Here is a 12,448-nt window from a genome sequence, read left to right as displayed (position 1 = left end):
TCATACACTCGAACATATTTTACACACTGACGTTCAGACAATTGTAACAGAAACAGACAAAACACTTAACACATACAGATATGAAAACGATAATAAAATATTTCCTGACCCTTAGCATTGTAACGATGGTAAGCTTGTCATACGCTCAGAATAGCAGCAGTTACAGTGATGCGATCATCAAAGCCCAGCAAGAGTTGGTGGAGCTGAGAAGCATGGACAAACGCATGATGAGCAAAATGGAGAAAAAAGCCTGGAAGCGGAAAAAACGCGCACTCGAATCCTTTGTAAACACCGAACTTGAACGTGAGCGTTTGGCCAAACTTCCCAACAGCCCATTTTATTACGGAAATCCTTATGCATACGGAGGCACGGGTTTTTACGGAGCCTATTACAACCGCTACCCCGTATATCGCAGACCGGTAGTAATCGTAAAACAGCAACCTGCGCCCATCGTCTGTACCCCCACGCCCCGCAACAGTAGCAGCAATGGATACCGCAGACAGGCAAGAAGATAAAAGTTGAGTAGGTGAGTAGTAGTAGCAATCGACTGGTACGTGAGCAGTCCCTTAACCGGGACTGCTTTTTTTGTTCTCGTTATTCTGTTGGAAGCCCCAGTTCGGTTCTAAGGCCCAAATCGGCGTTGTTGTGTTTGGTCCAGTAGTCTGTCATCATAGTTTTTTTAGCTGTAGCGCGCGTGGTAAGCTTTTGTGCAGAAGGGCCCCAGCCACTGACATAGGATTCTTCCCATCCCGTGATTTTGTAGGGAAAAACCTTTTGGAAATGGATCACCAGTTCGCGACCCTCTTCGGGATAATAAATCGAATAATCCATCATTTCCCCATTTTCCGTGAGGTTTAGTTTAGCCAGCCGGGGCTGAATATCTTTATGTCGCAGCCGGCTGAAAAAGCTACCGGGAATGAGGGTAACTTCTCCTGTGGGCAAGTTTTTAGGGGAAATGCGGATACGGGTCCACAATTCATCTTCGAGGATGTGTTTTTTGATTGAAAAGTCCTCATCTCCTTCTGATTCAAAGTAGGAAAGGCCGGTAAGGCGATATTCATTTCCGGACAGATTGAGTTGGGTAAATGCATGCCCACACCATTCCTGAGAAGACATGGTCGTCTTAAGGGTATTGGGAAAAGCTTTCAGATCTACCGGTGTAAACACCGACTGCATCATCGAATAAGGATAAATACCTGTATTAAACTTTTTCGTCAGGTTAAGTTTCATGATCGGTACCCTGTCATTGCCGGCCTGAGCGGGATCGTCGAGTTTTACCTGTTTTTTTGCAGAAAAATCTTCCGTTACAAAAATCAACACAGCATTTCCCGAATGAATTTCTCCATAGCGGGCCTGTTCGAGGTCGTAGCTGGTAATTTCAGCTTTCCCCTGATACCAGTAGTTTTGGAAGTCGCGGTCGGAATAAATTTGAGCTACCGCGTGAATCCCATCGGTTTTATCACTGTGTTGACAGCCAGGGGATATCAAAAAAACCAAACAGCCAAGTAAAATCAATTGAGCTTTCATATTATCATCTATTAATAGTCGAAGTGTATATATGTACGATCCACAAATAAAAGAAAGGTAGATATAAAAACTGCTGACATCCGTCACTTATAGGACAAAGGCAAAAACATTCCCAATTTATTTGTAAATTTATTCATGCAAGCCCTTTGTATGACTCATAATATTCCATATTTGTTTGTATTAATCATAAGTTTCTGGTTTGGCAGTTTTCCTGCTGACGCTTTTTCGCAGCATCAGGAAGATCCCGGCGCCCAGGCGTTTGAGCATGCACAAATGGGAGAATACGCTGAAGCCTTAAAACTTTACGAAATAGCCATCACGATAAACGACAAAAACGCCAACTACTTTTATTACAAAGGGGTTTGTCATTTTGAGTTGCAACAGTATGCGGAAGCCATTGACGCATTTTCGCAGGCGATACGTATTCACCCCCGACGGGCGGATTATTACAGCAACCGGGGCAAAGCCTGTTTACGCGTCGAACAATTTGAGGAAGCCATAAATGACTTCAGCCGGGCCATACAACTGGACCCATTGCAGGCAGAATTTTATTACCTTCGGGCCACAGCTTATTCCGGCGATAAACAATACGGGAAAGCGCTCAACGATTATGATATTGCCATTGGAAAAGACAGTAGGGTTGGGGAATATTTTCTCGGGAGGGGAGAATGTTATCTGGCATTAGGGCAGGAAGCGCAGGCCTGCGAAGATTTCCATCAGGCAGTGAATAAACACGCATTCAATGCAAAATTTCAATATGAAACCCATTGTTTGAAGAACCTTTCTCCTAAACCCTGACATACAAATAAATTTACCTTTTTTATGAATTACCGATATACCCTTTTGTTTATCACTGTATTTACGGCTATATTTTTTATCCGATGTAAAACCCATGAACCCACTCCCCCTGGAGAGGAAACCGAATCTTCATGGGAAGTCATTCAGCAACAGATTTTTGAGCCCCGATGTGTAAGTTGTCACGCAGCGGGTACCACGTATTCTCTGGAGTCAGATCTGGTTCTTACGGCTGATGAAGGATATGAACAGCTTGTGGATCGCGTTCCCCACAATGAAGCAGCTCAAAAAGATGGACTCCTTCTTGTGGGAAAAAAAGGGCTGGAAAGTCTGTACACCAGTTTTTTGTGGGAAAAAATCAACGCAAAAGAGCAGGAACATTTTTACAATGACCATACGGAATACGGCGATATGATGCCATTGGGAAGTCCTTTTCTGACCAATGGAGAATTAGCTTTCATCCGCGAATGGATACTGGCAGGAGCACCTTCAGAAGGAGAAGTCGTGAGCCTGGACTTGCTGAAAGATACAACAAGGCAGCCACTCTCAGACCTGAGTTTTACAGCGCTCACGCCTCCGGCTTCAGGTTTTCAGCTTCATCTGGGACCTTTTGATGTGATCCCCAACTATGAAAGAGAGTTTTTTTATTACAATCCATTGAATAACAGCCAGGATGTTTTTGTCAGGCAGGTAGAGGTTTCCATGCGCCCGGGCACACACCATTTTATTTTGTATGATTTTCCGTCAGGCGCAGCCAAACCTACGCCAAATACTTACCGGGACTTGAGAGATCCATGGGGCGGATATATTCTTCCGACTGTCATATCGATTCAGGATCAGGTATTTTTTTACGGAACACAGTGGCGGTTGACCAACTATACCTTTCCTGAAGGAGTTGCCTTACGCCTGAAAGCCGGCCACGGGCTGGACATGAATTCCCATTATGTCAACCGGAGCAACGATACAGCAACCGGAGAGATATATGTAAATGTTCATACCGTTCCGCTAAATGAAGTTACTCACGTAGCCGAAAATATATTCCTGAATAACGATAACTTTGAGCTGCCCCCCAACCAGGTAACAACCATCAAAAAGACCTATACCTTTAATGAACGAAGGCATATATTTTTACTTTTCTCCCACGCGCACCAACACATGACTGAGTTCCGTATTTTTGGTGTTGGAGGCAGTGTCGATGGAAAATTGCTGTATTACACCAACGACTGGGAACACCCCCCCATGCTGGAAATGGATCCGCCACTGGTATTGGAAGCCGGTCAGGGACTTCGTGCAGAAGCGACTTATAACAATACAGAAAATAAGACCCTCCGGTTTGGTTTACTTAGCCAGGATGAGATGATGATAGTTTTTGGCGCCTACTATACCGATTAAAAAAATTGGGAATCGATTTTCGTTGAAAAATCAAAAAATATCACTTAGATTTTCACCCGTTCAAAACCACCTAACTTTTCCTTAGATGAAACAAACCATTACCTTAACCATGTTAATGCTGCTATTTGGATGGGCATGGACTCAGCCTATCAGCAGTTTCCCCTACGTTCAAAATTTTGATGCCTTTCCCACGGGCGCTCAGGGATCTGGTGCAGAGCCCAACCCCGCGGTTTTCCCTGACCAATGGGTCAATGACATTGCCGGTGACGGCGCGCAGGACTGGTACGCAGTAAAAGGCTCTACGCCATCTGCCAATACCGGGCCGACCAACGACCATACCCTCGGTAATGCAACCGGCGTCTATCTGTATGTCGAAGATTCAGGCAGAGACAATGACTCGGTGACCATCTTCACGCCTTTCTTCAATCTTTCCGCTCTCCCCAATGCACGTCTGGCTTTCTGGGTGCATAGCAATGCAAACGTTGCCAGTGCCGCATTCGGAGCTGACAGTAGTTTCAACGACCTGAAAGTTGATTATTTTAATGGTTCTGTTTGGACTACTATCGACTCTACCGGGGTACTGGGAACCGGTTGGACGGAAAAAATCCTCTCACTCAATGGCCTTCCTCCGATCGTAAGGTTCCGCTTCCGGGTCAATAACAACAACTACGGGGACTTTATTCACGATATTGCCATTGACGACTTCTCGGTTTATGACCAGCCGGTAATAGATGGTGGAATTATCAGTGCTGGGATTACCCTTACAGCACCTGCGGGTTATACGCTTGCTCCTCCGTCACAGGGTGCAGTTTATTCTCTTTCAGGTACAATCCAAAACCGTGGTTTGCAGACACTTACAAACCTGGTCTTTAAAGGGAGCTTTGGTTCTTTTGCAGACAGCGTAACGCTTGACTCTTTGCAATCTTTCCAGTTTGCTTCAGCAGCTTTTGGTACCCCATTCGCACCGACTGAGGGGGGAGTAGGGTCTTTTACCCTTACTTCCGCCGAAAATGACACCTTCCCGCTCAACAACCAGAAAAGCGTTGCGGTCGTCGATTCCGTTTTTGCCAGAGATGACAGTACGGCAAATGGTGGACTGGGTTTTACAGGATCACAGGGAGTTTTCGGACTTATGTTTGAGTTGACTCAGCCTGATATTCTGACTTCCACTTCATTTTTCCTCAATAGTTCTACCATTGGGGATACTCTCCGGGTACTACTTTATGGCTTTGGAAATGATATCCCCGGCGAGCCCGACACCTCTGCAGTTCTTGACTCCACGGTATACTGGCAAATTCCTTCCAGAGGCTGGCATACCCTCGGATTTACCTGCCAGAATGAGCTCCCGGCAGGAAAATACTTCATCGCCTGTGAGCAATACAATCTCAACAACCTCGGTTTTGGGTATGACTTTGATGGTCTGGTGCCAGGTACGGCTTTCTTCGGAGACGGCGTTACCCGTTGGACCTTGCTGGAAGCTGCGGTTCCTACCCTGGCATCGGCATTTATGATCCGCATGAATTTTGGCCCCGACCAGAAAAATGTAAGCCTCACCGGTCCTACCGATCGTATTTGTATCGGTGATTCGATCACGCTGAATATTGGAGGACCACTACCAGGAACCTGGACAGTTGCGCCCCCTATGGATTCGACCTTCAGCGTTACCCTGATTGATGGCAATGGCTGTTTCTCACTGGATTCGTTCAGGGTTCATGTCAATCCGATCCCGACTCCGGCAGTAGCTGGTGATTCGGCAGTTTGTGAAGGCGCTACTGCCACGCTGACTGCTTCGGGAGGAGACGTATATGAATGGAGCACAGGAGAAACGACAGCCAGCATTACGCCTACTGTAACAGGACTTACGACTTACTTTGTAACAGTGAGCGACTCCATAGGTTGCGATGCGCAGGATAGCATTTCCGTTGATATCATACCAGCGCCGACCGTATCGATTGTACTGGATGAAGTTGCCTGGAATGGCCTATCCAACGGCGTAGCTACTGCAACGGCTGGCGCAGGCACAGGTCCTTACACCTACGCATGGAATGACCCCAATGCACAGAGCTCTCCCACAGCTTCAGGCCTTGCTCCCGGCACCTATGCGGTAACGGTTACTGATGCCAATGGCTGTTCGGTTGTTGACTCTATTGACGTAACAGAAGCAGCTACAGGCATATCAGATCTGATTGACGAAAATCTGATCGAACTTTATCCTAACCCTACGGCTGGAAACTTTACAATCAGCAACCTCGAAGTATTTGGCTTGAATACTTCTCTGGTTATTAAAATTGTGAATGTAAATGGCAGCGAAGTTGCCCGTTGGGGTCAGAAAGGTCAGAACGAAGTGAATGTCCAGCTCTCCGCCGAACTTCCCGATGGAATTTATATGGTAGAGATTTCAAGTGGCGAAAAACACGCGGTCAAGCGACTGCTTATTGCAAAGTAGTAACTTTACTTGCTATATGATCTAAATAAAAAAAGCGGGTTTTTACACCCGCTTTTTTTATTTGGTTTCCATCAGCTCTACGCCGACCCATTCATCGCCTACCCCGTTGTTGAGGTATTCAGCAGATTTGCTGAGATAATAACCCGCGGCGGAGTCGCCGGGATTGAGCTTCAATGTATCCTTAAACCCTGAAATGGCAGCGTGAAAATCTCTCCGGTAATAGGCATTGAGTGCATGCTCAAAGGCATCCCGACTCCCCCATTTAAGGGTAATTTCGCCCTCCGGATCACCATCAAAAAATTCGTAAAATCCGACAGTCTGCTTTTTCCCTTTCACCTGCACCTTTCCCAAAAACCGATAGTTAAACTGCGAAGGATCATTGAGCTTCTGAAAAGTCGCTTCACTGACCAGCATATTCACCTTATAAAACTTTGTCAGGCCTTCCGTACGTGAAGCAGTGTTGACGGTATCAGAAATCGTGGCTGCATCTATCCGCAACTCATCTCCGATAATCCCCATTACCAATGGCCCGGTATGTAATCCCATGCCAACCCGGATGGGCTGTCGCCCCTGTCCCACACGTTCCCGATTATAATTAAATAAAGCTTTTTGCATCTCCACTGCGGCCAATACAGCTTCATCTGGCGTCTGGAAAATAGCCATAATCCCATCGCCCAGATATTGGTTTACAAACCCTCTGTGTTTCTGAATAATTGGCCCCATTCGCCCTGCATATGCATTTACAAACCGAAAATTATCTTCCGGTGTCATCCGTTCAGACAAGCTGGTATAATCCCTGATATCAGAAAAGAATACGGTTACTTCTTTATGCACCAGATCTCCCAGTTTTACATCCGTAATACTTTCGTAGCCCAGGGAGCGGAGAAACTGATTGGGAACGAATCTGGAAGCAACGGAATTAAACTGATAAAGGTTGATATGGGTTTTGATACGGGCCAGAAATTCGTCGCGGGTAAAGGGTTTAGGCAAATAATCATTCGCACCAGAAGAAAATCCCTGCACAAGGTCTGCTACCTGGTTTTTTGCTGTGATCATAATAATGGGCAACTCTGAGGGCAGGAATTTCTCCCTGATTCGCTGACAGACGACAAATCCTGACATTTCAGGCATCATGATATCCAGCAGTACCAGATCATATTTTTTCCCGGACTCCATCGCACGCAACGCTTCTTCGCCATTGATGGCAAGGGTAACTTCATAACGGGGGTCAGCCAGATGGTTTTTTACCACCTGAAGATTTACAGGCTCATCATCGACGATGAGTACACGTATCGGCTGGTCCTTATATTTTCCATTAGTTGCAACAGGCGCAAAAGCAGGATCTGAATGGTTTCCGGCAGGATCATGACTGAAGCTCTGATAGACAACCGGCTGGGTAATTAACACGGAAGGCTGAAACTTTTGTTTGGTTCCAGTTGCGACTGGCAGGGTAAAATAAAAAACAGACCCTTCTCCAATCTGAGATTCTACCCAGATTTTACCGCCATGAAGTTCTACCAACTTTTGCGTAATACTCAGCCCCAGTCCCGTTCCGGCATAGCTCCTTTTTGCGGATCCGTCAACCTGCACAAACTCCTGAAAAATTGCACTGTGTTTTTCCGCAGGAATACCGATCCCGGTGTCGCTGACAGAAATTTCGATCATATTATCTTTTTGTGCAGCGTGAACAGCAACCGTACCATGAGGGGTAAACTTAATCGCATTGCCGACAAGGTTGTGAAGAATTTGCAACAGCCGGTCTTCATCGCCATCTACCGGAGGAAGATCGTCAGGCACCCAGTCAACCAATTCCAGATTTTTCCCTTTTGCCAGGGTAGTATTAATCTTAAGCACTACTTCCGTAAGGGTATGGACATCTACGGGCTTTTTTACAAGCTGAAGTTCGTCATTTTTCATTTTGGCAAAATCGAGCAGATCATTGACGAGGTTGCTCAACCGCCTTCCAGAGGAAATAATCAGCCCCAGGCTTTCCTTTTGTTTTTCAGCCAACTCGCCATTTAGATTTTCACGAAGAGATTCTGCCAGCCCGATAATACCATGTAACGGCGTGCGGAGTTCATGCGAGGTATTTGCCAGAAATTGATCCTTTAGCTGGTCGATTTGCTGGAGTTTTTCGGCTCTTTCTTTTTCCAGTCGCGTTACCTTCTTCTGTTGAATATTTCTGTACCACTGCCAGAAGCCAAGCAGAATCAAAAAGAATATTCCGCCTCCCAGGAGGATGTAATTTTGCTGTTTTTGTTGTTTTTCGATTAACAGGGCATTCTCCGCAGACTGTCTTTCCAGTTCGGCTGACTCCTGCGCCAGCCGGGCGATTTCGAGCTCTTTGGTAAGGGCAATTTCTCTGAGTGTATCCAGCTGATGCAACGCCATATCTCTTTCCTTCCCGGCCTGATCTGCAAGGCTGAGGGTTGCCTTTTTTTCCTGAAGAAAACGCGATTCCAGGTTTTGCATCTGGGTTTTCGCTTCTTCCTGGATCCGGTTATTTTTGGCAGAAAGGTACAGTTGCTGGTACTCTTTCATCTTGTCGGTTTGCCCGAGATTTCCATACAACTGAGCAATTGTTTGCCACGTGGTGGTTAAAGATTCCTGATCACCCGTGCCTGAAAAATAAGGGAGCGCCGCTTCAAGTCGTTCTATCCCTTTAGCCGTTTTCCCTCTTTCATGCCAGGCAAGCCCGGCATTCACTTCAGCCTCTCCCATTCCTTTGAGGTAGTTGAGTTCTTTGGCCAGTTTCAGTGCATCCTCTGCATATTTTAATGCATCGCGTGCCTTAGCTGTGCGACTGGCGGCTGAAAGTGCGTTGAGAATATCAACTCTTTGCGGATTTGAAGCAGTATTCGCAAGGGATTGTTCCAACTGACGAACGAGGTCCGCCTGAGGATACAAATAACAAGTAACACTCAGAAAGAGTATAAAAAGGGGAATCAGACGTTTCATAACATAGAATAACCGAATGTTCGGAAATCAACGCTAAATTACCATTTTTCTCCGGGATTTATGCCCCGGTCGCTCCCAAAACTTAACCGTTTACGCAAGAACTTTGGGCAAAATTTATCTTGATAGTGATATTATTTTAATTATTTCCTTTTTTGGTACAATGAAAAACCTTGCATTCCCCCTAATCGTCCTTTGCCTTCTGGGCTCAGCCTGCCAGCCGGCAGCAGAAGTTTCGTCAACTGTTGAAGTGCAGCAGTTTATCTACGAAACAGCACCGTTTCCTTCCTGCCATGCCTCCACTTTGGCGCAATTGCCCGGCGGCCAGATCGTTGCCGCATGGTTTGGGGGCACGCATGAAAAACATCCCGACGTGGGTATCTGGTTTTCGCGAAGAGAGGGAGAATCATGGTCAACACCCGTAGAAGTTGCCAATGGCATCCAGTCTGACACCCTGCGCTACCCCTGCTGGAACCCCGTGCTTTTTCAGCCGTCTTCAGGGCCATTGGTACTTTTCTACAAGGTTGGCCCCAGCCCCAGCGAATGGTGGGGGATGTATATTTCGTCGTCTGACGGTGGTAATACCTGGACACAACCCCAAAGACTTCCCCATGACATACTCGGTCCCATTAAAAATAAGCCCATCCAGCTTGCAGATGGCACCATCATTTCCCCCAGCAGCGATGAAGCTGGCGAAAAATGGACTTCTCATGTGGAAATCAGCCACGACGCCGGCAAAACCTGGGAACGCACTCCGCCCATCAACAACCCCTACGAACTGGAAGCCATTCAGCCGACTTTGCTGACCTTTGCCGATGGCACGATCACTATGCTCTGCCGTACCAAACAGGGAAAAGTGGGTACCAGCAGTTCTGCGGACCAAGGTGCTTCATGGCTTCCCATGATCCTCACCGATATCCCCAATCCTAACTCCGGCATTGACGCCGTTACGCTCGCTGACGGCAGACATGTGCTCATTTATAACCCTACCATGCCTCCCGAAGGCAAATGGGGTGGCCCCAGAACCCCACTGGTTGCAGCTATTTCCGCTGATGGTATTCACTGGGATGAATGGGTCGTACTGGAAAATGAAGAAGGCGAATATTCTTATCCGGCTGTCATTCAATCCCGCGATGGAAAAATTCATATCACTTACACCTGGAAACGGGAGAAAATCAAATATGTAGTCCTTCACACAAACTAACCACCCTGTTCATGCAAAAACCAACGATCACCCGTACTGTCCACCGAATGCCTAAAGCAGGCTCTGTTGCCGCATTGACACTTACAGAGGAGCAACTTGATCCTCCCGCCAGGCAAGAAGTCAGGGTAGCAGTTAAAGCTGCAGGACTCAACTTTGCCGATATTTTTGCCATCGCAGGTCTGTACAGCGCCACGCCCAAAGGAAGTTTTATTCCCGGACTTGAATTTGCCGGAGTCGTAGAAGAAACGGGTGCAGATGTAACCGATCTCAAACCTGGCGACCGCGTCATGGGCGTAACCCGGTTTGGGGGATATGCCAGCCATATCAACCAGGATCCCCGATATCTGATTCCACTTCCTGATAGCTGGGACTTTGCCGAAGGTGCGGCCTATCTCGTACAAGTGCTCACCGCGTACTACTCCCTCGTGCCCCTCGGGGCGCTGGAAAAAGATATGACCGTGCTCATTCACAGTGCCGCAGGCGGTGTCGGCATCCTGGCCAACCGCATTGCAAAAAAACTGGGCGCCTATACCATCGGCACAATCGGAAGCCCCCATAAAATCGACCTGCTGAAGGAAGAAGGTTACGATCAGTATATCGTAAGGGAAAAAGACTTCGGACAGCAACTCAAAGCAGCCCTCGGCGACCGTGAACTGAACCTTGTGCTCGAATGTATCGGAGGAAAAGTGCTTCAGGCGGGTTTTGACCAACTGGCACCTATGGGACGCATGGTGGTGTATGGCTCTGCTCAATACGGCTTCCCGGGAGACAAACCCAACTACCTGAAAATCATGCGCCTTTACCTTACACGCCCCAGACTGGATGTACAAAACATGACCGACAAAAACAAGTCTGTACTGGCCTTTAACCTCATCCACCTGTACGAGAAGGTAGAAGTCATGCACAAAATCCTTTCAGAAATCCAGCCCATCGACATAGGAAAACCTTATGTCGGGCATCGTTTTCCATTCGAAAAACTCAAAGACGCCGTAAGCCTGTTTCAAAAAGGACAGACAATGGGTAAAGTTGTCTGCGAATTATAAATCGAGCTTTACGCCTGTCTTTTGGGCAATTATTTCCAGATCACGCACCACGGCTTCAATTACGGGGATGCCGGTAACTGATCTTTCTGCCATCGCTTCGTGCTCAGGGTCACCGGGGATAATCACTTTTTCAAATCCGGGCTGCGGGCGCGTGGCGCGCATGGTTTGCACCCAGTGGTCTATATTCTCCTGAAACTCATTCAGGTCGCGGAAACTTTCAATGTCCCAGGCTCCGAAAAAGTGGCCGATCCCCTTCCCTACCCCGCCGGGCGTGAAGGGCGCTTTTACCGCAAAAGGCGGCACAAACGGCCCCCAGTTGGCGCCGCTGAGCACGCCGGTGAGTATGTCCACCATCGCAGAGAGGCAATACCCTTTGTGCCCACCGAGATCAAACGATGCGCCCAGCGGTAGTAACGCCCCTCCCTCGATCATATCGAGGGGATTGGTACTGATATAACCTTCAGTATCCATGATCCAGCCTTCGGGAACCGGGCGGCCTTCGCGCCAGGCAATTTCGATTTTCCCGTAGCTGACAAGGCTGGTGGCAAAATCAATCACTACCGGTGGTTCGTCTTTCCCCGGAAAGGCAATGGCAATGGGATTGGTTCCCAGCATTCGTTCCGCACCCCAGAGCGGCGTTACGGCTTTGGTGGTATTGGTATTGGCCCAGCCGATCTGGTTGCGGTGCAGCGCCTGGACAGGGTAATATCCTGCCGCGCCGAAGTGGTTGGTATTGTGTACAGCCACCCAGCCTGTGCCGCATTCAGCGGCTTTATCCATGGCGATTTCCATGGCTTTGGGGCCCACGACGAGGCCCATTCCGTTGTCGCCGTCAACGTTGGCGGTGGCTTTTCGCTCGCGGGAAATACGGATGTCAGGACGAGGATTGATACGACCGATTTCCAAAAGGCCGCAATAGGTGCTCAGCCGCGCTACGCCGTGCGAATCAATGCCGCGAAGATCGCTGTATAACAAAACTTCCGCCGCCAGGCGGGCATCTGGTGCGGGTATTTTGTAAAACTGAAAAACTTCGGCAGTAAAGTCTTCCAGTGCGGAAGGGGAAAAAGTATGATACAGGGGCATTGC

General features: G+C 47.8%; 9 protein-coding genes. 6 read left to right on the top strand and 3 right to left on the bottom strand.

Annotated elements, in window-relative coordinates:
* Positions 1 to 80: 80 nt before the first annotated feature.
* Entirely contained in the window at positions 81 to 515 is a 435-nt protein-coding gene (locus tag R3D00_12015; GenBank protein ID MEZ4773900.1) for a hypothetical protein, read from the top strand.
* Between the two features lie 79 nt (positions 516 to 594).
* Here the strand turns inward: R3D00_12015 and R3D00_12010 are convergent, their stop codons facing one another.
* Positions 595 to 1,527, bottom strand: coding sequence for a hypothetical protein (locus R3D00_12010; protein ID MEZ4773899.1), 933 nt, complete (start codon positions 1,525 to 1,527; stop codon positions 595 to 597).
* A gap of 150 nt (positions 1,528 to 1,677) precedes the next feature.
* Between R3D00_12010 and R3D00_12005 the strand changes: the two genes are divergently transcribed.
* From R3D00_12005 to R3D00_11995, 3 genes are all read left to right on the top strand, one after another.
* Complete coding sequence (locus tag R3D00_12005; protein MEZ4773898.1) at positions 1,678 to 2,325, top strand: tetratricopeptide repeat protein; 648 nt, start codon at positions 1,678 to 1,680, stop codon at positions 2,323 to 2,325.
* Between the two features lie 24 nt (positions 2,326 to 2,349).
* The gene (locus tag R3D00_12000) at positions 2,350 to 3,714 is read left to right on the top strand and encodes a hypothetical protein (GenBank protein MEZ4773897.1); all 1,365 of its coding nucleotides are present in this window, start codon (positions 2,350 to 2,352) and stop codon (positions 3,712 to 3,714) included.
* Positions 3,715 to 3,799: 85 nt separating this feature from the next.
* Positions 3,800 to 6,160: a T9SS type A sorting domain-containing protein gene (locus tag R3D00_11995; GenBank protein MEZ4773896.1), complete on the top strand. Its 2,361-nt coding sequence runs from the start codon at positions 3,800 to 3,802 to the stop codon at positions 6,158 to 6,160.
* 57 nt (positions 6,161 to 6,217) lie between these two features.
* Here the strand turns inward: R3D00_11995 and R3D00_11990 are convergent, their stop codons facing one another.
* Entirely contained in the window at positions 6,218 to 9,118 is a 2,901-nt protein-coding gene (locus R3D00_11990) for an ATP-binding protein (GenBank protein ID MEZ4773895.1), read from the bottom strand.
* A gap of 160 nt (positions 9,119 to 9,278) precedes the next feature.
* Between R3D00_11990 and R3D00_11985 the strand changes: the two genes are divergently transcribed.
* Both R3D00_11985 and R3D00_11980 read left to right on the top strand, forming a co-directional pair.
* Entirely contained in the window at positions 9,279 to 10,319 is a 1,041-nt protein-coding gene (locus tag R3D00_11985) for a sialidase family protein (protein ID MEZ4773894.1), read from the top strand.
* 26 nt (positions 10,320 to 10,345) lie between these two features.
* Entirely contained in the window at positions 10,346 to 11,362 is a 1,017-nt protein-coding gene (locus tag R3D00_11980) for a zinc-binding dehydrogenase (protein ID MEZ4773893.1), read from the top strand.
* On the opposite strand, the gene R3D00_11975 is transcribed toward R3D00_11980, so the two are convergent.
* Positions 11,357 to 12,445 (bottom strand): Ldh family oxidoreductase, encoded by a 1,089-nt coding sequence (locus R3D00_11975; protein ID MEZ4773892.1) that lies wholly within the window; start codon positions 12,443 to 12,445, stop codon positions 11,357 to 11,359. The genes R3D00_11980 and R3D00_11975 overlap by 6 nt on opposite strands.
* Between the last annotated feature and the right edge of the window lie 3 nt (positions 12,446 to 12,448).

Source organism: Bacteroidia bacterium, from assembly GCA_041391665.1.
GTDB lineage: Bacteria > Bacteroidota > Bacteroidia > J057 > J057 > JAGQVA01.
This window is presented reverse-complemented; position numbering and strand designations above follow the sequence as displayed.